This window comes from Paenibacillus sabinae T27 (assembly GCF_000612505.1).
Classification (GTDB): Bacteria; Bacillota; Bacilli; order Paenibacillales; family Paenibacillaceae; genus Paenibacillus_AQ; species Paenibacillus_AQ sabinae.
The window spans coordinates 4,012,991-4,037,902 of the sequence record NZ_CP004078.1 but is presented as its reverse complement, the minus strand read 5'-3'; the positions used below and the strand labels follow the sequence as shown (position 1 = coordinate 4,037,902).

The following is a 24,912-nucleotide window of genomic DNA, read 5'->3' as shown; positions in this document are numbered from 1 at the left end:
GAGCGATTGGAGGTCCGAAAGCGATGGTATCCAAACAGACAAAAGGTCGTCGTTTTCCTTTATTGCCGCTCAGAGGTCTTCTAGTGTATCCCAGCATGGTCCTCCATCTGGATGTGGGTCGCGAGAAGTCGGTTAAAGCGCTGGAAAAAGCGATGGTAGAAGATAATTTGATTCTCCTCTGTTCACAATCCGAGGTCAATATTGAAGAGCCGGGTCAGGAAGATATTTTTCGGGTCGGTACGGTTGCGAATGTACGGCAAATGCTGAAGCTTCCCAACGGCACCATAAGGGTCCTTGTGGAGGGCGTCGAACGCGCCGAGATCATCAACTATACCGATAATGAAGAGTATTACGAGGTGTTCGCGCGGGAGCTGCCCGAGCAGCCGGATACGGATCCGGAAAGCGACGCTCTGATGCGTACGGTGCTGAACCAGTTCGAACATTATATTACCTTATCCAAAAAAGTAACGCCGGAGACGCTCGCTGCCGTGTCGGATATCGAAGAGCCCGGACGTCTTGCCGATGTGATCACGAGCCATTTGGCGCTGAAGATCAAGGAGAAGCAGGAGATCCTGGAAACGATCGACGTCCGCAAGCGTCTGGAGAAGCTGTTGGATATTCTGGGCAATGAGCGCGAAGTGCTGGAGCTTGAACGCAAGATCAACCAGCGCGTCAAGAAGCAGATGGAAAAGACGCAGAAAGAATACTATTTGCGTGAGCAAATGAAGGCGATCCAGAAGGAGCTTGGCGACAAGGAAGGCCGGGCAGGCGAAGCCGAGGAGCTCCGTGCCCAGGTTGAGGAGAAGAGTTTGCCTGAACGGGTCCGGGAGAAGATCGACAAGGAAATCGACCGGCTCGAGAAAATGCCCGCAAGCTCCGCGGAAGGCGGCGTCATCCGCAACTATGTGGAAATGCTGCTCAGCCTCCCCTGGAACGAATGGACCGAGGACGATCTGGATATCGCCAAGGCCGAGCAGGTGCTGGACGAAGACCACTACGGGCTGGATAAGCCGAAAGAGCGGGTGCTGGAATACCTGGCCGTTCAGAAGCTTGTCAAAAAGCTCAAAGGCCCAATCCTCTGTCTCGTCGGACCGCCCGGGGTCGGCAAAACGTCGCTTGCGCGGTCGATCGCCCGTTCCCTGAACCGCAAGTTCGTCCGCATCTCCCTTGGCGGCGTGCGCGATGAAGCGGAGATCCGCGGCCACCGCCGCACGTATGTCGGGGCAATGCCAGGACGGATCATCCAGGGCATGAAGACGGCCGGTTCGCTCAATCCTGTCTTCCTGCTTGACGAGATTGACAAGATGGCCTCCGATTTCCGCGGCGACCCATCCGCGGCACTGCTGGAGGTTCTCGATCCGGAACAGAATAATACGTTCAGCGATCATTTTGTGGAGATTCCGTTCGACCTGTCGAACGTCATGTTCGTGACCACGGCCAATGCTGTGCACAACATCCCGCGTCCGCTGCTTGACCGGATGGAGATGCTGTATATCCCCGGCTATACGGAGCTCGAGAAGCTGCAAATCGCGGGGCGCTATCTTCTGCCGAAGCAGACGAAGAATCACGGTCTGGAGGACGGCCAGCTGACGATCGAGGAAGGCACGCTGCTCCGCGTCATCCGCGAATATACGCGGGAATCCGGCGTCCGGAACCTGGAGCAGCAGGTTGCCGCGCTGTGCCGGAAGGCTGCGAAGCAGATTGTATCCGGCGAGAAGGAGAAGGTCAGCATTTCCCCCGACGACATCAAGGATTATCTGGGAACAGCCAAATACCGTTACGGTATGGCGGAACTCGAAGACCAGATCGGCACGGTTACCGGCCTGGCCTGGACCGAGGTGGGCGGAGACACGCTGCTGATTGAAGTAACGGTTGTACCGGGAAGCGGCAAGCTCATCCTGACCGGCCAGCTGGGCGATGTGATGAAGGAGTCGGCGCAGGCCGCATTCAGCTATACGCGCTCCAAGGCGGAAGAGCTTGGCATCCCGTCCGATTTTTACGAGAAGAACGATATTCATATTCACATTCCCGAAGGCGCGATTCCGAAGGATGGACCGTCGGCAGGCATTACCATCGCTACGGCGCTCGTATCCGCCCTCACCAAACGTCAAGTCTCGAAGGATGTGGCGATGACCGGCGAAATTACGCTTCGCGGCCGGGTGCTGCCAATCGGCGGGCTGAAGGAGAAATCGCTGGCCGCCCACCGCGCCGGCTATAAGAAAATCCTGCTCCCCAAAGACAACGAGCGGGATCTGAAAGAAATACCGGAGAGCGTGAAGAACGACGTGGAATTCGTCCCGGTCTCCCATATGGATCAGGTGCTGCGCCACGCGCTTGTTGAGCAAGCGGCGAAGGCCGCGGATCAGCCCGTCCAAAGCTTGCAATAGGTTTTTAGAAAGGAAGTCCAATGAAAGTAACCAAAGCCGAGTTTGTCATCAGCGCCGTCGGCCCGAGCCAGTACCCTGAAGACGCCTTGCCGGAGATTGCTCTGGCAGGGCGCTCCAATGTCGGGAAGTCGTCCCTGATCAACCGAATGATCAGCCGCAAGAATCTGGCCCGCACCAGCTCCACGCCGGGCAAGACGCAGCACATGAACTATTACCGTATTAATGATCTTATGTATTATGTCGATTTTCCCGGTTACGGTTATGCCAAAGTGTCCAAGGTCCAACGCGCGGCCTGGGGCAAGATGGTGGAGAAATATTTGGCCGAACGCGAGACCCTCAAGCTCGTGCTGCTCGTACTCGACCTTCGCCACCCGCCAACCGCCGACGACAGGATGATGTATGAATGGTTGAAGCACTATGATATCCCCATGTGCGTCGTCGCGACCAAAGCGGACAAAATTCCGAAGACCCGGCTGCCGAGGCATATCAAGATTATGAAAGAAGCGCTCGGGGTGCTTCCAGGCGAAAGCTTTATTCCATTTTCTTCGGAACTTGGTCTTGGAAAAGATGAGCTGTGGGCGTTGATCGAGAGTCAGATTGCCACGGAAGAAGGAGAAATAGAGACAGATCCGGACACCGCTAATTAATCAGCCATAGGCACAGGAAGTTCAAGCAATCATTTCCAAGTGAAATGGTTGTTTTTTTTACTGTATACACTAAAAATTTTAAGAGAAAGGGCCGATAGATAGAATATGATCGATATTCATAGTCACATTCTGCCTTCTGTAGATGATGGCGCATCCGATTGGGGAGAGGCACTTGCCATGGCCCGGGATGCCCACAAGGACGGTATTCGTACCGTTGTCGCAACCCCTCATCATGCTAATGGCCAATATTTGAATCCGGCAGATGGCGTAATGGATGCGGTTGAGAAAATCAACGAGAAGCTCCGTCAGGAGGGCATTCCGCTGAACGTTCTTCCAGGCCAGGAAATTCGGGTTTACGGGAATCTTCTTGATGATCTGGAGAATGGGATTTTATTGCCACTCGCTTCCTCCCGTTATATTTTACTGGAGATGCCTTCATCAAGGGTGCCAAGCCGAATGGAAGAGCTATGCCATGAGCTGGTCATTCAAGGCTACGTACCCGTTATTGCCCACCCGGAACGTAATGCCGAGATTGCCGCCCATCCGGAACGTCTGCAGAGACTGGTCGATATCGGGGCTCTGGGACAGTTGACGGCGCAGAGTCTGACCGGCGTATTTGGAGGGAAGCTGCAGAAGCTGTCGCTGGACTTATGCCGCCAAAATACCATTCATGTCGTGGCTTCGGATGCCCACAATGGAGGTTCTAGGTCTTTTGGACTGTCCGAGGCTTATCGGGTGACTGACAGACTATTAGGAGAGGAGATATCGGATTATTTTCGCAAGAATTCGCAGAAAATTGTCGGTAATTTACCGATAGATCAGAGAATTGTTGAGAACACAGGAAAAAAACGTCATAAATTCTTCGGATTATTTTTCCGAAAAGGCTAACCAAATTTTTCATATAATGATAGAATAAGAGTCACGTCTTTGTTAATTATTGCACAAATAGGTACAAGGCACTGGGATTTATCAAATTTAAATACATAAGAGGTGGATGAAAGTGACATTGAAGAAGAAATTAGCCGTATCGACCCTTGCGGTAAGCATGGCGGCGGCAACAGTGGCGGGACTTCCGCTTAGTGGTAAAGGATTGGCTCAACAATTGGGATTTGTAAACGTGGCTTCTGCTGCGAGCACAGTTACCAACGATCAAGTGAAAACCAAGTTTCTTACCCTTTATGCTAACTTGCAACCGGCCGACTGGGTCAAACTTGGAGCCTTTTACAAAGATGTTAAAGCTCTTTCCGAGTCGGAATACAAGGGAATCTTTGCTCCGATTCTGGATAAACTTGAGCTTAACCCAACGCAAACGACAACTTCGTATGAATTGTTCAAAAGCGCTACTAGCGTGGTCTATGATGTCTATCAAAGTGATTACGCTGCGATCGGCAAAATTCAGACGAATGCCGATTATACGAATCTGCTGAAAGATATTGCTGCAAAAGCTGAAGTAGATGACCTGAGCTTTGACGATTTCTTGGAGTTTTTCTTTGGAACATCTGGTGTTGAGGCTGAACTCCGCGAACTTCTATCAGGCAAAACGCAAAGCGAACTGCAAGCCATTATTGATGATCCTTCCGCTTCCGAAACGCTGTTTGAACAAGCCTATAATAAGGTTCTGAACCATGCGACCGGTTCCCAAAAGGCAACAACGGTAAGCCAAGCGGTTTATAACCTCGATATTACTCCGACGAATGTGAAGGATGCGCTCTATAATCTGGACGTTAAAGTCCCTTCCGCCAAACCGGCTGTACAAGCGCTGGCACAGGCTTATATCCGGGCATTCAAGCTTGGAATTGCTGATACTGGTACTTCAGGTCCAGGAGCTCCTACTGGTGTAACGCCTACCACGCCATCCACGGATGTATCTGTATTTGACGCTTCCAAACTCGTTACGGTGACGAACGGTAAAGCGATAGTGGCTCTGGTTGACGCCGATGTGATCAAAGCGATTCAGGCGCTTGCCGCTGCCAAGAAAGGTACGACGCTGACAATTAACCTTGGTACAGTGAATGCTGCGACGGTCGAAGTTCCTATCTCCAAAGCAATTATCGATGCGGCCAAAGCTAACGGTATTGCCAATATTGCGATTACCTTTAACGGTGTGACTATCACCATCCCGGTATCCCAGTTTGACGCAGCCGTGACATTGACCGTTACCAAAGCCGCTCCATCTGTAGCGACTTCGGTTACTTATCTGAAGCTGGCTTCCGATGTATATGAATTTGGACTTACCGTTGGCGGTGTTCCAACATCGACATTTAAACAACCGATCACGATCAAGCTTCCGCTCAAAGATACCAACGGTCTGGATAAAGAACTGCTGTCCGTAGCGAAAATTGTATACGGCAATCTGCAGTTCCAAGGCGGTGTGCTTGACGGTGAATTTATCGTTGAGCCGCGCGATACCTTCTCTTCCTACGTTGTTGTAGAGAATAAAGTATCCTTCAGCGACATCGCTAAGGTACAAAGCTGGGCTGGAAGACAAATTCAAGTTATTGCTGCAAAAGGCGCGATTGAAGGCGTAGGCGGCGGCAAATTCGCTCCGAAGAAAGGCGTTACCCGTGCCGAGTTCGCGAAAATGCTCATCCGTGCGCTGAACTTGGACAACCAAAACGCAGCAACTACCTTCAGCGATGTGAAGAAGACAGACTGGTTCGCGCCATATGTTGCCGTTGCAGCCGAGAAGGGTATCATTAACGGACGCAGCGCTTCGAAGTTCGATCCGAACGCCGCGATTACACGGGCCGAAATGGCAACGATGATTTCCCGGGCGCTTAAATCTGTAAATAATCTGAAGGACAGCGGAACCTCCGCTACGGCGCTCAGCGTCTTCTCGGACTCCGCGAAGATTAGCCCTTCGCTTAAGGATGGAGTTGCATTTGCAGCCAGCAAAGGACTAATTATCGGCAACGCCGGCAAATTCAATCCGAATAGTACAGCTACACGGGCTGAAGCGGCAGTTATCATTTACCGTACAATTAATTTCAAATAAAGCTTATCGTGCCTCCTCTCATGAAGGTGAGAGGAGGCACTTTTAAAGAAGACAAATGTACACTTAGAACAAGCTATCTATTTCTACGAGAAATGGTTGCCGCTACTAAAGGAAGGGACAGGCGTTTCTCGTAGAAATAAGGCTTGAAATTTCAAGATGAGCTTGGAGGGAACATTACGTGTTATCACAAGAATTGGATCTGCGCGACTATTTCCGGATTATTCGGAAACGGTTGTGGCTGATCGTCGGAATTGTAATTATAGTGTGCGGAATCGCCGGAATATACAGCGTATATATCAAGCAACCGGTATATGAGGCCTCAACCAAGATTATTGTCAATCAGACACCTAACCAAACGGCGGTTGCCCAACTGGATCTCAATCAAATCAACACCAATATCCAATTGATCAACACGTATAAGGAAATCATTAAGACGCCTGCTATTTTGGACATCGTCGCAAGCAAGTACCCGCAGTTCAATCTGACGACGGATGAGCTTATGAAGAAGGTCAATGTTAGCTCGGTCAACAACACACAGGTAATGACCCTTGTAGTCCGGGATACTTCCTATTCAAAGGCCGCTGAGGTAGTTAACGCTATCTCGCTTGTTTTCAAGCAGGAAATTCCGGATTTATTCAACGTGCAAAATGTATCCATCCTTAACGAAGCCAAAGTGAACCCCGAGCAAGCACCCGGTCCGGTGGAACCGAATGTCCTGCTGAATTTGGCTATCGCTTTTGTCGTTTCCTTGATGATCGGTCTGGGGATTGCGTTCCTGCTGGAATATTTGGATGACACGCTTAAGACTGAAGCCGATATCGAACAAGTGCTCGGACTGCCAACCTTGGCGATGATTACGCGAGTGGGAGCGGAGGAAGCAAGAGCGGGAGAGCCTGTCTCGGCCGCTCAAATCAGAAAGACGGGGGAGCTTGAACATGTCACAGCAGCAAAGTAAACAACGTCATTTGATTACGGTAACCAATCCGCGTTCCACCGTCTCGGAAGCGTTCAGGTCGCTTCGGACCAATATTGATTTTTCCTCAGTAGATGAGAAGATTCAGGTTATTATGGTTACTTCATCAGGGCCGGAGGAAGGAAAATCGACAGTTACCGCCAACCTTGCTGCCGCCTACGCACAAGCAGACAAGAAGGTCGTACTCATTGACGCGGATATGCGCAAGCCGACCGGTCATCGAACCTTTTCGCTCAGTAACCGTTACGGACTTTCCTCTCTACTCTCGCAGCAGGCGAATTTGGACGAGGTTATTCAAGAATCGGAAGTTCCTAATTTGTCGATCATTACCTCGGGACCGGTTCCGCCTAATCCCGCCGAAATGATTGCATCCAATCGGATGACTGCAACTCTGCAGGAGCTGAGACAACGTTTTGATATCGTTCTTATCGATACTCCGCCCTTGCTCGCCGTTACGGATGCCCAGATTATGGCTTCCAAGAGCGACGGAGTGATTATGGTTGTCAGTTACGGCAAAGTGAAACGCGATATTGCAGTAAAAGCCAAAGCAGGTCTAGACCGGGTCGGAGCCCGCATGCTTGGCGTGGTCATGAACAATGTTAAGCGTAAAGCCAGTGAAGGCTACTATTACTATTATTACGGCAATTAACCGCATTTGAAACAGGCTTTAATATTCATCATATGTTATTTTTCGGAGGCACTGAAAATGACTGTGAACAAAAGGTTTATCCTATTATTCATGATCGATTTGATCATCGTGTGGTTTAGTATTGAAACCTCTTATCTTCTGCGGTTCTACGGAGATATTCCCGATAATTATTCCCGCCAAATGCTGCAATATTGCATCGTTTCTTCGTTTACCTTTGGAGGCAGTTTATACTACTTCGGCTTATACCGAAGAATTTGGAAATACGCGAGTATTGGCGAGATTGTCGCCATTCTCAAAGCTATTCTTGTTGGAGCAATATTGTCCTATGTCTTCTCTCTGCTGCTGTTCGATGAACGTCTCCCGCTTGGAGTAGAGGCACGGGTGATTGAAACGATCCTGTTGCTGGTAGGTGGGACCCGCTTTTTATGGAGAGTGGTCGTTCATAAGGAACGAAACGGTCGCCAAGCTGATCGAAACCGTGCGCTGATCGTAGGCGCCGGAGATTGCGGAATGCTGATTGCCAAGGAAATGAAGAGCGCCACCTTCTCTCATACCCAACTGGTAGGATTCATTGATGACAATCCATACAAATTACGGATGTCCATCTTGGGTGTTCCGGTATTGGGGAACCGGCATTCCATCCCTCGCATTGTGAGTGAGCAGGAAATCAAAGAAATTATTATCGCGATGCCTTCGGTATCCCGAACGGAAATATCGGAGATAATCGGCATTGCCAAGCAGACCGGCATCAAGCTGAAGATTATTCCGGCGATTAATGATTTAATTACCGGCAAGGTCTCGGTTAAACGGTTGCGCGATGTAAGCGTGGAAGATCTATTAGGACGTGAACCCATTGTCGAGGATCTAAATAGTATTTTGGGTTACGTACATAACAAAGTGGTTCTGGTCACCGGGGCCGGAGGCTCCATCGGTTCGGAGCTTTGCCGTCAGGTTGCCAGATTTATGCCGGACAAGCTGCTGCTGCTCGGGCACGGGGAGAACAGCATTTACAACATTCAAATGGAACTTCGAAAAAGCTTCCCGAACCTGAACCTCGTTCCGATCATCGCCGATATTCAGGACCGCGCCCGCATGATGGATGTATTTCGAACCCATCGCCCGCAGGTAGTCTTTCATGCGGCAGCCCACAAGCATGTGCCGCTTATGGAGGGGAACCCTTCCGAAGCGATCAAGAACAATGTTTTTGGCACCCGCAATGTAGCGGACTGCGCGAATGAATTCGGGACGGATCGTTTCGTCATGATCTCCTCGGACAAAGCCGTTAACCCGACGAGCGTAATGGGAGCTACGAAGCGGATTGCGGAAATGTATGTTCAGAGCCTGAATACGATGAGCAGGACTAAATTCTCAGCCGTACGTTTCGGCAATGTTCTGGGTAGCCGGGGAAGCGTCGTTCCAGTGTTCAAACAGCAGATTGCCGAAGGCGGACCGGTTACCGTTACCCACCCCGAGATGGTCCGGTACTTCATGACCATTCCTGAGGCGGTCCAGCTTGTAATCCAGGCGGGAGCCATTGCCGAAGGCGGCGAAGTCTTTGTACTGGATATGGGCAAACCGGTGAAGATTCTGACGCTGGCCGAAGATTTGATCACCTTATCCGGTTACGAACCTTACAAGGATATCCAGATTACCTTTTCCGGTATCCGCGAGGGAGAGAAGCTGTACGAAGAACTGCTTACAGCGGAAGAGAACTTGGGATCAACCCAGTATGACCGGATATTTATCGGCAGACCATCTGTCTTGACGGCTAGTCAATTGGACCTTGAGTTTAAACGTCTGGAGCGTGCCCTTACGGAGAGCAATACCGTTACAGTCCGGGAGATCATCAATCAGATCGTGCCCATGATGCCTGTTGCCAAGGCGGCCATCAGTTAATTCAACAAGCTAACGGAGGATTACAATGTTTAAGAAGAAATGGACGAAAATACTGGGCTGGACGTTGTCGGTCATCATTATTCTGGGCATAGGCGGAGCACTTGCAGCCAATTATGCGGTGAACAAATTAATGAATTCGATGGCAGCAGGATTGGAGCCGGAGGCAGGCGGTATAGCCGAACCTCAAGTATCCGCGGAACCGGCTGCACCAACCGCAACGGCTGTTCCACAGGGAACGGATTCGACAAATACCAAACCGGTAAACACAGCAACCAATTCTAACATAAACGATAATACCAATACCCAAGCCGTCAAGGAGCAGACCCAGCCCTCTTCCTCACCCGCTCCCAAGTCGGATTCACTCACCGAATATACGCCGCAAATCTCCACAGAGAAAACCAAGAAGATACAAGAGAATGTTAGTGTAAAAGATAAAGCAGACGTGGTCTCCATTGTCCTGGGTCAACTGAGCGTATCCGACATTAAACGGCTTCAGGCATTGGCACAGGGCGGACTATCGCTTGATGAGAAGAAGGAAGCCCGGGCTCTTGTCATGGGAAAAGTATCGGAGCAGCAGTATAACGAACTTGTGCAGATTGCCAAGAAGTACGGTGTCAGCGAGGGGAAATCCCGAAGTCAGGTGCTGGCCGAGGAAAAAGCAGAAGCAGAAAAGGGGAGTGAGTAATATGGGCAAATTCAGATATTCCGCCGCATTACTATGGCTTACACTGCTAATTAGCATTGCCCCAGTCTCTGCATCTGCTGCTCCAGTGGTCATTAAGGCTCAGACTGTAAATGCGTCAATTACCTTTGACGGAATCAATCTGCAGCCTCCATCGGGACAATATATCTTTATCTACAACAATTCCACTTATGTTCCGCTGCGTTTTATCTCCTACGCACTTCAGAAGAGCGTAAGCTGGGACGCCAAGAATGTGAAAGTAACAGTCGCCGAGCCTAACAGCCGGGAACTGACCGCAATCAAAGAATATTTAATGAACACGAGTAATTTGAAGACTTCCACAGGTATAACTAAGACCGTTGCTCTCCAAAGAGTAAACGCAAGCTATATCTTTAACGGCTCCGTCAAGAGTATCCCCCAAGGATTATCCAGCTACATCCTGAACGGTACCCTGTATGTGCCGCTGCGCTTTCTATCGGAAGCGGCAGGAACTTCCCTGAAATGGGATCAGAAGACGAAGAGTATTACAGCCTTTACCAGCGCCTATAAAGCTCAAAACCCGGATGTTACGACAAGTAGTAATGAAGATTCCACTAGCGGAAGTAAAACGGAACCTTCCACGCCATCCCCTGCGCCGAGCGCACAAGCTGGAGCGGGTGCTTCCGGAAGCGGGGCTGTTAGCAAGCCTACCTATGAACAAATTACCAGCGAAACGGAAGCCAAGCTAACTTCGCTTCAATCCCAGGCGAAATCCGTCTTAATGGGACTGGCCATGGAATATCTGAATGCCAAAGATGACAAGGCCAAGGCGGCCATCCTCTCCAAAGGCGAGCAGCAGCTGAGTTCATTCACTTCATCGTTTAACAGCATCATTTCCGATGCCGAATCCAAGCTGAAAGCGAATGGTTATGATACAGCCATTATTGACCAGTATCGCAGCGCCTTTGAATCACAAGTCAACAGCGGGCTAGAGTTGGTTAAGGGAATGAAGGGTTAATTGAACATACCATTGGAGGTATAGCTATGAGATTAAGAGATCTGTTAACCGTTGTCGAGAATACCGTAACGCTTGAAATATCGGGTCAGCAAGAGACGTATTCAACCAAAGCCAGCATACCGCATACACGCATGAACTCTGAAGTTAAACGGCTTGCGACGATAGACAGCGGCTTGATCATTCAACTTGGTGAACCGCGAAAGGTACCAACGCTCGAGGAACTGGGCTACTCATTTGAAGTCGGGATGTAATAACGAAAATTAAAGTAAGGGTGAATTCAATGAGGTCTTATACAAAGATAAAACCGGTCATCGATACTTTGCTTGCTTTCGTCGCTCTGCTTTGCTTATGGCCTTTCTTTATCATCATCGCTGTGGCTATCAAGTTTGAGTCGAGAGGCCCGATTCTCTTCAAGCAGAAACGGATCGGCAAGCATAAGAATGAATTCTATATTCTGAAGTTCAGAACGATGAGAACCGATACACCCAAAGATATGCCCACCCATTTGTTGAAGAACCCGGAAGCCTGCATCACCAGAGTCGGTAAGTTCCTCCGGAAGACAAGCCTGGACGAGATGCCTCAGATTATCAATATACTAAAAGGCGAAATGAGCATTATCGGCCCACGCCCGGCCCTTTGGAATCAATATGATCTGCTTGAAGAGAGAGACAAGTACGGAGCCAATGAGATTAAGCCGGGCCTGACTGGATGGGCGCAGATCAACGGACGAGATGAGCTGCCGAATGAGGAAAAAGCGAAATATGACGGGATTTATACCAAGAATGTCTCTATCTTGTTTGATGTCAAAATCTTTGTTATGACTATTGTCCGAGTCCTCAAATCCGACGGCGTCGTTGAAGGAGATAACCTCAAATCTGCATCCAAAGCTAAAGGAGTTGCCTCTTAAGAATGAGCAGAAAGAAGATTCTGATAACCGGCAAGGGGAGCTACATAGGAACAAGTTTTATCAAATGGGTAAGCCGATGGCCGGATCAGTACGAGGTCGAGGAGATATCGGTTAGGGGTGAAGAGTGGAAAAACCACGATTTCTCAGGATATGACACGGTTTTACATGTAGCTGGAATAGCTCATATTAAAGAAAATAAGAAGAATAAAGAATTATACTACCAAGTGAATCGTGACTTAGTGTTAGAAGTTGCCACTAGGGCTAAAAAAGATGGTGTTAAGCAGTTTGTATTTTGCAGTTCTATGAGTGTCTATGGAATTGATAAGGGTGTCATTAGTAGAAGTACTGAAGTTAACCCCAAAAGTAACTATGGTAAGTCGAAATTACAGGCAGAGAAGTTGGTTGATTCTTTAAGAGATGTTGATTATCAAGTTGCCATCATTCGTCCACCAATGATATACGGAAAGAGTTGTAAAGGAAATTACAGGAGATTAGCGAATTTTGTTCTTAAAGTACCTGTATTTCCTGATTTGGAAAATAGGCGTAGCATGGTTTACATAGATAATCTTTGTGAGTTTATAAGATTGCTAATAAACGACTGTAGTAATGGATTGTTTTTTCCGCAGAATAGTGAGTATGTTCGAATTTCAGATTTGGTAGAAATGATTGCTCAAATACATGGTAAAAAGATCCGAAAAACCATGTTATTTAATCCCCTATTAAGATTACTAAAAAGCAGTACTCTTAATAAAGTGTTTGGTGACTTAGTATACGAAAAAGAATTGTCATTGTTAAATGAAAAATATAATGTTTTGTCTCTTTCCGATAGTATTAGAGCCACTGAGGTGAATTAAGTGAGAATTCTTAAAAATAAAATTGATTATATTTTAAAACATAATACTCTGATTCAGTGTTTATATAAATCTTTAATGAGCTTTTTTTTTAGATTAATAGGGAAGTTTATTAGTATTGATGAGAAATTGATTTTGTTTAATGCACATGGAAGAAAATACAATGATAGTCCAAGAGAAATATTTGAGTATATGTTAGAAGAAAAGAGATTTCTGGAGTTTAAATTTGTTTGGGCATTAGATAATCCAGAGGAGTACGCTATCCCAAGATGTAGTAAAGTAAAAATGGATACTATGAAATATTTTATTACGGCACTTAAAGCAAAATATTGGATATCATGTGTGAATATTGAAAGGGGTCTTCATTTTAAAAAAGACAAAACAATTTATCTAAATACATGGCATGGAATACCATTAAAGTTAATTGGAAATGCAGTAAGGGGAAGAGAAGATTTCGATTTCTCTAAAATTGATATTTTTTGTTATTCAAGTGAATATGAAAAAGAAATATATAAGAGAGACTTTAAAGTGTTAGAAGATAATCTTATTTTAACGGGTTTACCTAGAAATGATGAACTATACCATGTATCTGATATGCAAATAGCAGAATATAAAAAAATATTAAATATTCCTAATAATAGAAAAGTTATATTATATGCACCTACATGGAGAGATAGTAAAGATAACGGTAAGACATACTCAATAGAACCACCTTTGGATTTTTCATATTGGCTTAAAGAGTTGGGAGATGAATATGTAATTTTGCTTAGAACCCATGCTTATACAAATCAAATAAAAGGGGTTAATTTCAATGATTTTGTGCGTGATTTTTCCGACTATCATCATATAAACCATTTACTTATAATAGCTGATATTTTAATTTCAGATTATTCAGCAACAATATTTGATTATTCAATTCTTGAAAAACCAATCATTTGTTTTGGGTATGATTATAATAATTATTTCAAGGAAAGAGGATTCTATATCGATTTAGAAGAAGGGCTTCCTAGTGGAGTGTTAAAATCACAGGAGGAGGTAATTGAAAAAATTAAATCATTAGATTATGAATTGGAATGTAAAAAGGTGGCCGTCTTTAAGAGAAAATATGTTACAGTTGGTGGAAATGCAACTGAGAAATGTGTGAAGGCTCTTAATATTTAATATCATCTTTTTGTAAAGGATACTTAGATAAAACTTAACAAAGCTTCTTTATTTGCTTTGTTAATACAATGGAGGCCTTACGTAAAATGAAAAGAGTCATTACTTATGGAACTTTCGATTTATTGCATTACGGGCATATCAACTTACTAAAAAAAGCGAAATCACTGGGAGACTATTTAATAGTTGCTTTATCAACAGATGAGTTTAATTGGAATGAGAAACGGAAAAAATGCTACTTTACTTATGAGGAAAGAAAAGGACTTTTAGAAGCTTTACGGTATGTTGATTTAGTTATTCCAGAGACTTGTTGGGAACAGAAGAATACAGATGTGACGAAGTATCTAATAGATATATTTGTAATGGGCGATGATTGGGAAAATAAATTTGATTTTCTTCAACAGAAGTGTGAAGTTAAATACTTACCTAGAACCCCGGAAATTTCCACTACAAAAATAAAGAGCGATTTAAATCTTAGATTACTTTTATAAAAAGAATTGCGACAACAACAATTGTTGCGAAAATTTATTTTATTACCTATGAGCTAAAATAGTTTTATGATCTTCAAGTATGTAAACATAATAGTTTTAATCTTTTTTCTTTTCTTATAACTAGATGTTGATCATATAATGTATTTTTTTTGGAGGCGCAACAATTAGATGGAAGGGAATTAAGTGGATGAATATTCTGGTCAATTCAGGAAGGGTAACTCCTTTTTTGGAAACAAGAAATAAATTAATTAAAAGAATCATTAAAAATGAACATAATGTAACTTTAACAGGGTTCCAAACTGGTTATGAAAATGAAATTGAGAAGATAGGAGCAAGCTTTGTAGAAATGCCGGTAAATAGAGCAGGGTTGAATCCGCTTAGAGATCTTAAACTTGTGTTGAAATATTTCAAATTAATCAAAAAAAGCAAAATCCATCTCGTTCATAGTTATACTATAAAGCCTAACATCTATGGTTCTATTGCTGCACGCCTAGCTGGAGTGAAACAAATCTATCCAACTATTAATGGGCTAGGGTATGCATATACAGGAAATGATTTTAAAAACAGAATTGTTAGAATTGTTACTTCTATCTTGTATAAAGTGGCTTTTTCTTGTTCTACAAAAGTTTTTTTTCAAAATTCAGATGACGCTAGAGAAATGGTAAATAGACATTTAATAAGGCCAGAAAAATGCGTTGTTATTGCAGGGTCTGGAATTGATTTGGTTAAATTTTGTGAGATAGAGCAACCTGAAAAATTTTCTTTTATTATGGTGACCAGACTCCTAAAATCAAAAGGAGTTTATGAGTATCTTGAAGCAGCTCGAATTGTTAAGGGGAAATATAATGATATAGAGATGTATTTAGTCGGACCAATTGATCCAAACCCTAATGGAGTTAAGGAAGAAGAACTTCAAGCATTTATTGATGAAGGTATCATTAATTATTTAGGAGTCAGCACTGAGGTTCATAAACTATTGGGTCGATCTTCGGTATTTGTGTTACCTTCCTACTATAGGGAAGGGGTTCCTCATTCAATTCTCGAAGCTATGGCGACTGGTCGTGCAATATTAACTACGGACTCTCCCGGGTGCAGAGAGACAGTGAAAAATGGAATTAATGGATTTTTAGTTCCTACTAAGGATTCGAAAGCACTTTCAGAAAAAATGATTTGGATGATTGAAAATCAGACTGCAGTAAAAGAGATGGGCAAAGAAAGTTTAATTTATGCTAAGGAACGATTTGATGTAAAAATGGTTAATGAACATTTAATGAGTACAATGGAAATATGATCTATTCAAGGGAGATCTTATGAGAAAATGTAATAAGGATAACAAACCAATACGAATTTTACATGTATTGGGAAGCACAAATCATGGAGGGGCACAGTCATTTATAATGAACATTTTTCGAAATGTAAATCGTTCAAATGTTCAATTTGACTTTGTTGTACATACACCAGATCAATGTCATTTTGATGCTGAAATTATGTCACTTGGTGGGAGTGTTTATAGATGTCCAAAATATAAAGGTAAAAATCATTTTACTTATTTAGCTTGGTGGAGTAATTTTTTTAATGAACATCCTCATTATCATATTGTTCATGGACATGTTAGAAGTACAGCGTCTATATACTTAAAAGTTGCTAATAATTTTAATATTATTACTATATCTCACAGTCATAGTACTACATCAGGTAGTGGATTTCAGGGATTAATTAAAAGAATATTACAGTTTCCTATTCGGTATACTGCTGATTATTTGTTTGCATGTTCTACAATTGCGGGGAATTGGTTGTTTGGTAATAAGGCATGTAAGACTGGGGATTTCTACATAATAAATAACTCAATAGAAGCAGAAAAATTTATTTTCAACGAATCAGTAAGAATGTTAATTAGAAAAGAGTTACAAATTGAAGATAAATTTGTAATCGGTCATGTTGGTAGATTTGATGAACAAAAGAATCATTATGGTCTCATTGAGATTTTCAAAGAAGTTCATGATCAAAAATTTAACTCTGTATTGCTCTTGGTTGGAAATGGAAAACTAAAAAGTCAAATTGAAGAGAAAGTAAATAAATTAGGATTAAAAGATAGTGTAATATTTACAGGTGCACGTTCTGATGTATCTGAACTAATGCAGGCAATGGATATTTTTGTGTTTCCATCTTTAAGGGAAGGGCTTGGTATTGTTGTTATTGAAGCAGCAGCATCCGGGCTGCATTGTATTGTTTCAGATTCTATTCCGAAGGAAGCGTATGTTACGAGTCAGATTGAATCAGTTCCATTAAAAGATAATGCATTTATTTGGGCTGGGAAAATTTTAAATTATTCAGATGGATATGAAAGAGTAAATGCTTTGGAGAATATCAAAGAGCATAATTATAATGTTCAAGATACAGCAAATTGGATAGAAAATTTTTATTTGGAGGTGGTGGACAAATGAAAATTTTATTTTGTGGTATGGACAAAAATCTGGGCGGTATTGAATCATTTGTAATAAATATGTACCGGAATTTAGATAATTCAAAAGTTCAAGTCGATTTTTTGAAAATTACCGATTCTATCTATTATGAAGAGGAACTGATAAAAAACGGAAGTAAAGTCTATAAAATTCCTAACAGAAGATCTAACCCATTACTATTCTATTATGAATTATTCAATTTTTTTAGGAACCATAAAGAATATCAGATTGTTCACCATCATTTGAATTCTTGTAGTAGTATTGAACCAATTATTATAGCTAAATTATTTGGTAGAAGGACAATTGCCCATAGTCATAATGTTTTTAAAGGTAATAAGATAATATCAAGAATTCTTCATAGTATTAACAAGTATATTCTTCCGTTTTTTTCAGATTTAAATATATCATGTTCGAATGCAGCTGGAATATCAATGTTTAGGAATAAACCGTTTATTGTTATCAATAATGGAATAAATGCTCAAGATTACTGTTTTGATAGTAAAGTTAGAGCTTTATATAGAGATGAGTTAGATTTAACAGATAAATTTGTAATAGGGCATATAGGAAGATTTAAATATCAAAAAAATCATGAGTTTCTTATTGATATCTTTAATGAAGTGTATCAGAAAAATCAAAAATCTGTATTATTATTAATTGGTGATGGTGAATTAAGATCAAAGATAGAAAAGAAAATATCTGAATTATCTTTATCCAATAATGTAATATTTGCTGGAATACGAAGTGATATTCCACAATTATTACAAGCCATGGATGTGTTTGTTTTTCCTTCTCGTTATGAGGGATCTCCAATTGCTCTTATTGAAGCTCAAGCTGCTGGCTTGTTTTCTTTTGTTGCTTCTACAATCTCTAAAGAATCTTATATTACAAACATGGTAAAGAGCATTCAATTAGAGAATAATTCCAAAGAATGGGCGGAACAAATTCTTAGTTCTATGAAAAATTATGAACGAATAAATACCTTGGAAGTAATAAAAAGTAAAGGTTTTGATTGTGTTGCTTCAGCCAAATTATTACAACAAATATACTTGGATTAAAGTGTTTGAGAGGAAACTGATTTTATGAATTCTTGCACAGGGGTAGAAGCTCGTAAAAATAATCTTATCGTTTTTTCCTATTTGATAATAATTGTTACTTTATCTTTAACTTGTAGTCTTTTTATAGTGTTTGATAATACAAAACCAATTTACTATTCTTCATTATCAATTCTCCCACTAATCTTTGCTTTATGTTCATGTATAGCTTTAAATGTCTATAAACATTTATTTAAAAAAGTTAGTATCACTATAATAATATTAACTTATTTTATAAGAATGGTTGTATTACCTTTCATTATATATCTTGGCGATTATTCTATATTATTTGGTAATTACAATGTAGTTATACCGTATGATTTATTATTTAATAACATGGGAAAAGCCATTTCATTAATGGGTTATGAAGCATTAATCATTTTTACAACCATTGCAACAAGCAATTTTACAGATAATAGAAAAGAGTTAAACAAAAATTTTCTTGATTTAAAAAGTGAATCGACAAAAAAGTCACTGTTTTTCAAAGGGACTATTTTCGCTATGATATTATTTGTTTTCACATGTTTATTAATTTTTCCAAGCTTAAAAAACTATATTTCTTTTTTTATAGCGGGCTCAGAAGAAGAAAACATTAGAAATTATATTAGATTATTGAATATTCGAGCGAACGTACCATCAATAATTTATTGGATTTATATTATGTTTGTTGACTTACTCCAAATATTCTTGCCAATTGTTTTAATAGAATACATATTCAAAAAAATTGGTAGACACAATACAAAGCGTGCTTTACTTTTGTCTTTTTGTATTATCTTTATGGTTTTGTTGTTTATGACCCCTGAAAAAGCTAGATCCATCCAATTAGCAGTATCGTTGTTTTTAGTGTTGCATTTTATATACCCCCAACATATTAGAAAAATAATACCGTTCGCTTTAGTGTTTGTTTCAATATTTTCATTAATTGCGTTATTGCTTAAATCTGGGGTTTATAGGGAAGAATCAGACTTGTGGGGATTTGTTTCAGAGACACTGAATGCATATTTCAGTGGTCCATTAAATGTGGTTGCTTCTATAAGTATGCAACAAAACTCATCTATTAAATTGATTATTTCAGACATTTTGAATTCCTTACCATTTGTAAAACACTATTTTATGGAATGGGATACGACCCCGAAATATTTTAATTATTCTATAAAGGGTACTGGAGCAACTGTATCAAAAATAATACCAATGATTGGACAAGGATATTTTTACTTTGGCTTTTTACTTTCTCCAATAATATCTATTATTAGTATTAAAGTAGCGATGAAATTAGAAAAAATCGCAAATTTAACTACTAATATTTTTAAAAGATATCTTTATATTTTTGCAACAATTAATTTTGCATTGTCTCCAGTGCTTTATAATTTCAATATTTCACTCTCAACTTTTTGGGATATAATAATTATTTTAATATTAATGAAGTTAGCAGATCTGAAGTTAAGGAAGAAAACTATTGGGATTTGAACTTTCATCTGAAGTGAGTGGATAATTTTTATGAAGCATGGAAGAACAACCAAATCAATTCGTAATATTAAATATGCTATTATTGGTCAAGCTACTGGAATAGTAATAAATTTTATTAATCGAATGGTTTTTTTACACACTCTAAGTATCGATTATTTAGGTATTAATGGTTTGTTTAGTAATATTCTTTCCTTACTAGCTCTTGCTGATCTAGGAGTAGGAGCTGCAATTGTGTATAGCCTTTATAAGCCACTCGCAGAAAAAGATAATTATAAGGTTAAGGCTCTTATGACTTTATATAAAAGAATTTATGTAGCAATTGGAACTTTTATTGGAATCTTAGGTATAGTCATTACACCTTTTTTAAAGTTTTTAATTTCTGATATACCCAATATTCCTAATATTAGTTTGATTTTTATTTTGTTTGTAATTAACTCTGCTACATCTTATTTTTTATCTTACAAAAGATCCTTAATTATTGCAGATCAAAAGAGATATATTACTACTTTTTATAGATATACTTTTTTCTTAGGCTTGAATATCATACAGATTATTTTTTTGTTTTTAACACACAACTTCATCATATATTTATTGCTTCAAGTAATAAACACACTACTCGAAAATATCTTTGTTTCTAATAAGGCGAATAAGTTATATCCTTTTCTCAAAGAAACTGGACAGGCGAGATTAGATAAAAATGAGAAACATGTGATTACTCGAAATATAAAGGCAATGATGTTTCATAGAATCGGTGGGGTTGTTGTTAGTGGTACTGATAATATACTAATTTCTAAACTCGTTGGAATTAAAGCAGTAGGAATTTATTCGAATTATTTTTTAATAACAAATGCTCTTAATATGGTGATAGGATTAATATTCCAAGCTATAACTGCTAGTATTGGGAATCTCACAGCTACTGAAAATAACAACGAGAAAACTATTAGGATATTTGGTGTTTTAAATTTTATGGGCTTTTGGATATATGGTTTTTGTTCAATATGCTTACTATTACTATTTAATCCTTTTATAGAAATATGGTTAGGTGAAGACTTCCTATTTCATATGCCAATAATATTAGTGATTGTATGTAATTTTTTTCTTACCGGAATGAGAAAGAGTGTATTGAGTTTTAGAGATGCGTTTGGGATATATTGGAATGATAGATTTAAGCCCTTGTTTGAATCTGTAATTAATTTAGTGGTATCAATTTTTTTAGGGATTCATTATGGTGTTATTGGTATCTTTATTGGAACAGCAATCAGTACTCTTACCACTTGTTTTTGGGTTGAACCTTATGTTTTGTATAAATACGGATTTGCATCCCCGGTTAGGGAGTATTTCAAAAAATATTTCCATTATACATTTGTCTTAATTTTCACAGGGATAATAAGTTACTGGTTTTCCGAGCAAATATTGTTTGAAGGGGTGGCTGGATTTTTTATAAAGATGTCTATATGTATTATTATTCCCAATCTCTTTTTCTTTCTCTTTTTCTTTAGAACAGTTGAATTTAAGCACTTGTGGAATGTTTTTTCATCGATGCTTTTAAAGAAAATTTAACTAGTTAATAAATGGAAAGTATTTCAGAAATACTTAACAATCTATAAGGAAGTGAAGTAGTTTTGTACAAAATCGCAGTAGCCGGAACAGGCTACGTTGGCCTGGTTGCGGGCGTCTGTTTTGCCGAAGTTGGGCACCAAGTAACTTGTGTCGACATTGATGAAAACAAAGTGAAGCTGATGAAATCTGGCGTCTCTCCAATCTATGAGGCTGATTTGGAAGAGTTAATGCAGAAAAACTATGCAGCCGGAAGACTTGATTATACTACAGATTATAAGCAAGCGTATCGAGATGCTGATGCTATATTCATAGGGGTTGGAACTCCTGAACAACCAGATGGATCGGCCAATTTATCATACATAGCTACAGTTGCAAGACAAATTGCTGAAACGATAGAAAGAGATTGCCTTGTTGTGGTTAAATCTACAGTTCCTGTAGGAACCAATGACAAGGTTGAACAGTTTATTCATGACTTTTTGCCACATGATGGAGAAGAATATACAGGGAATGGATCAGGAGCAGGAAAAAAAATAAGAGTAGAAGTCGCGTCCAATCCGGAGTTTTTGGCCCAGGGATCAGCGGTTCGAGACACTCTTTATGCCGCAAGAATTATTATTGGAACAGAAAGTAAATGGGCAGAAGACATACTGATGAAGATATATGAACCCTTTAATCTACCTGTCGTGTCTGTTAGCAGAAGGTCGGCCGAGATGATTAAATATGCTTCCAACGATTTTCTTGCGCTTAAAATCTCCTACATGAATGATATTGCCAATCTCTGCGAGTTGGTAGGCGCTGACATCCAAGATGTTGCGCAAGGCATGAGTTATGATGAACGGATTGGTAGCAGATTTTTAAATGCAGGTATTGGCTATGGGGGCTCGTGTTTCCCCAAGGATACCAAGGCGCTTGAATACCTTGCGAAACAGCATGGCTATGAATTAAAAACGGTTAAAGCGGCTATCGACGTAAATAAAAGCCAAAAAACATTGCTTTTTAGAAAAGCATGTAAACGACTAATTACATTTAACGGATTGAAGGTTGCTGTGTTAGGACTTACCTTTAAGCCTGGAACGGATGATTTACGCGAAGCGGCTTCGCTGGAGAATATTCCATTGTTACTAGAGCAAGGCGCAGACATTTATGCTTATGATCCTGTGGGTCAGGAGAACTTTTCTAAGCTTTATCCCCAAGGTCAGAATGGAAAAGGTAGTATCAGATACGTAGAGAGTGCTGAGGCTGCTCTAGATGGAGCTAATGTGTGCTTTATTTTCACTGAATGGAAGGAAATTAAAGTAGTACAGCCTGATTTCTTTAAAAAGAATATGAGAACCCCTCTGGTTTATGATGGAAGGAACATTTATAGCGTTGAAGAAATGAAGAATGCAGGGGTGGAATATTACTCTGTGGGGAGATAATAGATTGAGAGTGTTAATATCAAACAGAGGAGATTAACATGTTGAACTTCCAGGGACAAGATTTGGATAAAGGTAAGGTATACCTCATTACCGGAGCCGCTGGGTTTATAGGATATTATTTATCGAAAAGACTGTTGGAACAGGGTTGCTTGGTAGTTGGAGTCGATAATATCAATGATTATTATGATGTAAATCTTAAGCTCACTAGGCTTGAAGGACTAAATCGCTTTGAGCATTTTACTTTCATTAAAGGCGATATTTCGGATAAAACGTTCATTACTGAGATCTTTAAAGAATACAGTCCAGATGTCGTAGTAAATCTGGCAGCTCAAGCTGGTGTTCGTTACTCCATAGATAATCCGGATGTATATATTCAGAGTAATATTATTGGTTATTATAATCTTCTTGAGGCATGCAGACATTATCCAGTTGACCATCTGATCTATGCATCCTCCAGTTCGGTATATGGGGCTAATACGAAAGTGCCTTTTGAGGAATCGGATTGTGTAGATCACCCTGTATCGCTATATGCAGCTACTAAAAAATCAAATGAATTAATGGCTCATACATATAGTCACCTTTATAAAATTCCAACAACTGGTCTACGTTTCTTTACCGTCTATGGACCAATGGGACGTCCGGATATGGCGTATTTTGGATTTACACAGAAATACTTCGCGGGAGAGCCGATCAAAATATTTAACAATGGTGATTTCAATAATGATCTTTATCGCGACTTTACATATATCGATGACATTATTGAAGGAATTACAAGACTCCTGCCTAGCCCCCCTGATGGGGTTGTTCCTCATCGAGTCTTCAATATTGGAAATAACAAACCGGAGAAGCTGATGGATTTTATCGAGACATTGGAGAAATGCTTAAGCAAGAGCACTGGAAGAAAAGTGGAGTTTACCAAGATATTTGAACCTATTAAACCGGGTGATGTGCCTGCAACCTATGCCTCTACTGATCTTTTGCAGGAAGCTGTAGGGTTTAAGCCTGAAACTGCAATAGAAGAAGGGCTACAGAAGTTTACAGACTGGTATGTAAAGTATTATCAGATGAGCTAACTGAGATGAGTAAAAATAACACCAGTAACAAAAAACATAAACGGAGCAAGCTAAAGTATCCCATATGCTTGCTCGTTTTCATTTTCCTCGTCATTTTTTGTGCTGGCAGATTTCTAACTGTCTCAGAACCACCTGAAAACGTGAACGCAATCATCGTATTAAGCGGAGGTGCAGGCCGGGTGGAGAAGGCGGTCGACCTGTATAAAGCGGGGTATGCCCCATATCTGGTCTTATCAAACTACCGGGAGGGAGCAAGCTCCGCTGGCAACATGCTCCAAACCGCCCTTGCTCAAGGAGTCCCTGCCAAAGCCATCCTTACCGAAAATAAAGCCTTAAGCACGTATGACAATGCTGCACTCACTTTACCTATTATGAAGAAGAACGGCTTCACCTCGGCCATTGTGGTTTCTTCCGATTTTCATATGCGGCGGGTGAAGTTTATTTTTGACCATGTGTACAAGAAGTCAGGTATTGAATTGACCTACATAGGATCTCCCTCAGGTTATAACCCCAACAGATGGTGGAGCAATCCATTTGACAGAGATATCACTATCAGCGAGTATGCCAAAATGGTCGGCAATTTGTTCGGATACCGTGGGCCGGAAGCCAAAAAGGCCCTTGATCGGATCAAGGGCTGGTTCCGCTAACTCTGATTAGAGCGGCGATTTGAACTGGACGACACAAATTCATTTTTTTCTAACCTTCTAAACGGTCTCCCCACCCGACTTGTCCTCAGCCTGTTTGCGCAGCAGCCTCCGCGGCTTCGTTCCAAACTTAATCCAAACGCGGTCCTCGTCATCACGGAAGAAACTGATCCGAAACATCTTTAGGGGAGTCCAGATTTCTTTGAAATAGTAGTTGGGCATGATAGAGTTCTCCTAACCGATTTGCTATAATACTCCAATTATAAGCTGGTTCTAAATTAATGTTTGTCGTTTTATGACCTGAAACAAAATCGTTACATATATTCTTTCCCGAATAGTTCATCACATAAAAGGTTAGAGATTTAGCCTGAAAGTGGAATATTATCCCTGTAATTGTTATTTTCTTGTTGGTCTCTTGACCAATTATTCGCATCTGGAAGATAGACTTATTGCTTCAATCTAATATATGGATATGTTTCTTAGACTTTTTTTGCTGAGTTGCAGGAAATTTGGCATGGAATAGGACTTTATTGCGTGATTGCGAAATTGATGAAATCTTCTTGG

Annotated in this window: 23 protein-coding genes; 22 read left to right on the top strand and 1 reads right to left on the bottom strand. The window is 41.2% G+C overall.

All coding sequences use genetic code 11. The annotated features are described in order from the left end of the window. Positions 1 to 23 precede the first annotated feature (23 nt). The 22 genes from lon (at position 24) to PSAB_RS18470 (ending at position 24,351) form a co-directional block, all read left to right on the top strand. Positions 24 to 2,387: an endopeptidase La gene (gene lon / locus PSAB_RS18575; protein WP_025336088.1), complete on the top strand. Its 2,364-nt coding sequence runs from the start codon at positions 24 to 26 to the stop codon at positions 2,385 to 2,387. Between the two features lie 20 nt (positions 2,388 to 2,407). Then, on the top strand, positions 2,408 to 3,034 hold the full coding sequence (gene yihA / locus PSAB_RS18570; RefSeq protein WP_025336087.1) for a ribosome biogenesis GTP-binding protein YihA/YsxC: 627 nt from the start codon (positions 2,408 to 2,410) through the stop codon (positions 3,032 to 3,034). A 105-nt stretch (positions 3,035 to 3,139) separates the two neighbouring features. Then, positions 3,140 to 3,922, top strand: a complete 783-nt coding sequence (locus tag PSAB_RS18565; RefSeq protein WP_025336086.1) for a tyrosine-protein phosphatase — start codon at positions 3,140 to 3,142, stop codon at positions 3,920 to 3,922. Positions 3,923 to 4,040: 118 nt separating this feature from the next. Beyond that, on the top strand, positions 4,041 to 6,029 hold the full coding sequence (locus PSAB_RS18560; RefSeq protein ID WP_158442604.1) for an S-layer homology domain-containing protein: 1,989 nt from the start codon (positions 4,041 to 4,043) through the stop codon (positions 6,027 to 6,029). A 178-nt stretch (positions 6,030 to 6,207) separates the two neighbouring features. Then, positions 6,208 to 6,984, top strand: coding sequence for a YveK family protein (locus PSAB_RS18555; protein WP_025336084.1), 777 nt, complete (start codon positions 6,208 to 6,210; stop codon positions 6,982 to 6,984). Continuing rightward, positions 6,965 to 7,651, top strand: coding sequence for a CpsD/CapB family tyrosine-protein kinase (locus tag PSAB_RS18550; RefSeq protein ID WP_025336083.1), 687 nt, complete (start codon positions 6,965 to 6,967; stop codon positions 7,649 to 7,651). The genes PSAB_RS18555 and PSAB_RS18550 overlap by 20 nt, the downstream gene beginning before the upstream one ends. A gap of 57 nt (positions 7,652 to 7,708) precedes the next feature. Continuing rightward, positions 7,709 to 9,547: a polysaccharide biosynthesis protein gene (locus tag PSAB_RS18545; protein ID WP_025336082.1), complete on the top strand. Its 1,839-nt coding sequence runs from the start codon at positions 7,709 to 7,711 to the stop codon at positions 9,545 to 9,547. Positions 9,548 to 9,572: 25 nt separating this feature from the next. After that, positions 9,573 to 10,232 carry a hypothetical protein gene (locus PSAB_RS25835; RefSeq protein WP_025336081.1) on the top strand — a complete coding sequence of 220 codons (660 nt, stop codon included), beginning with the start codon at positions 9,573 to 9,575 and terminating at the stop codon, positions 10,230 to 10,232. 1 nt (position 10,233) lies between these two features. Continuing rightward, on the top strand, positions 10,234 to 11,226 hold the full coding sequence (locus tag PSAB_RS18535; RefSeq protein ID WP_025336080.1) for a stalk domain-containing protein: 993 nt from the start codon (positions 10,234 to 10,236) through the stop codon (positions 11,224 to 11,226). A gap of 26 nt (positions 11,227 to 11,252) precedes the next feature. Then, positions 11,253 to 11,477: a hypothetical protein gene (locus tag PSAB_RS18530; RefSeq protein WP_025336079.1), complete on the top strand. Its 225-nt coding sequence runs from the start codon at positions 11,253 to 11,255 to the stop codon at positions 11,475 to 11,477. Between the two features lie 29 nt (positions 11,478 to 11,506). Continuing rightward, the gene (locus tag PSAB_RS18525) at positions 11,507 to 12,133 is read left to right on the top strand and encodes a sugar transferase (protein ID WP_025336078.1); all 627 of its coding nucleotides are present in this window, start codon (positions 11,507 to 11,509) and stop codon (positions 12,131 to 12,133) included. Between the two features lie 2 nt (positions 12,134 to 12,135). Next, the gene (locus tag PSAB_RS18520) at positions 12,136 to 12,987 is read left to right on the top strand and encodes an NAD-dependent epimerase/dehydratase family protein (protein ID WP_025336077.1); all 852 of its coding nucleotides are present in this window, start codon (positions 12,136 to 12,138) and stop codon (positions 12,985 to 12,987) included. After that, positions 12,988 to 14,145, top strand: coding sequence for a CDP-glycerol glycerophosphotransferase family protein (locus tag PSAB_RS18515; RefSeq protein ID WP_025336076.1), 1,158 nt, complete (start codon positions 12,988 to 12,990; stop codon positions 14,143 to 14,145). An 86-nt stretch (positions 14,146 to 14,231) separates the two neighbouring features. Continuing rightward, positions 14,232 to 14,633 (top strand): glycerol-3-phosphate cytidylyltransferase, encoded by a 402-nt coding sequence (tagD, locus tag PSAB_RS18510; RefSeq protein WP_025336075.1) that lies wholly within the window; start codon positions 14,232 to 14,234, stop codon positions 14,631 to 14,633. Positions 14,634 to 14,820: 187 nt separating this feature from the next. Then, complete coding sequence (locus PSAB_RS18505) at positions 14,821 to 15,924, top strand: glycosyltransferase family 4 protein (RefSeq protein ID WP_025336074.1); 1,104 nt, start codon at positions 14,821 to 14,823, stop codon at positions 15,922 to 15,924. Positions 15,925 to 15,943: 19 nt separating this feature from the next. After that, positions 15,944 to 17,077, top strand: coding sequence for a glycosyltransferase family 1 protein (locus PSAB_RS18500; RefSeq protein WP_025336073.1), 1,134 nt, complete (start codon positions 15,944 to 15,946; stop codon positions 17,075 to 17,077). Continuing rightward, positions 17,074 to 18,150 (top strand): glycosyltransferase family 1 protein, encoded by a 1,077-nt coding sequence (locus PSAB_RS18495; RefSeq protein ID WP_025336072.1) that lies wholly within the window; start codon positions 17,074 to 17,076, stop codon positions 18,148 to 18,150. Before PSAB_RS18500 ends, PSAB_RS18495 begins: the two co-directional genes overlap by 4 nt. A gap of 24 nt (positions 18,151 to 18,174) precedes the next feature. After that, the gene (locus PSAB_RS18490; RefSeq protein ID WP_144240538.1) at positions 18,175 to 19,653 is read left to right on the top strand and encodes a hypothetical protein; all 1,479 of its coding nucleotides are present in this window, start codon (positions 18,175 to 18,177) and stop codon (positions 19,651 to 19,653) included. Positions 19,654 to 19,683: 30 nt separating this feature from the next. Continuing rightward, entirely contained in the window at positions 19,684 to 21,213 is a 1,530-nt protein-coding gene (locus tag PSAB_RS18485; protein ID WP_025336070.1) for a lipopolysaccharide biosynthesis protein, read from the top strand. Between the two features lie 62 nt (positions 21,214 to 21,275). After that, positions 21,276 to 22,631 (top strand): UDP-glucose dehydrogenase family protein, encoded by a 1,356-nt coding sequence (locus PSAB_RS18480; protein ID WP_025336069.1) that lies wholly within the window; start codon positions 21,276 to 21,278, stop codon positions 22,629 to 22,631. A 38-nt stretch (positions 22,632 to 22,669) separates the two neighbouring features. Further along, entirely contained in the window at positions 22,670 to 23,704 is a 1,035-nt protein-coding gene (locus PSAB_RS18475; protein WP_084266561.1) for a GDP-mannose 4,6-dehydratase, read from the top strand. A 5-nt stretch (positions 23,705 to 23,709) separates the two neighbouring features. Continuing rightward, positions 23,710 to 24,351, top strand: coding sequence for a YdcF family protein (locus tag PSAB_RS18470; protein WP_025336067.1), 642 nt, complete (start codon positions 23,710 to 23,712; stop codon positions 24,349 to 24,351). 57 nt (positions 24,352 to 24,408) lie between these two features. Here PSAB_RS18470 and PSAB_RS25830 read toward each other — a convergent pair whose 3' ends face one another. Beyond that, positions 24,409 to 24,570, bottom strand: coding sequence for a hypothetical protein (locus PSAB_RS25830; RefSeq protein WP_158442603.1), 162 nt, complete (start codon positions 24,568 to 24,570; stop codon positions 24,409 to 24,411). Positions 24,571 to 24,912: the final 342 nt, after the last annotated feature.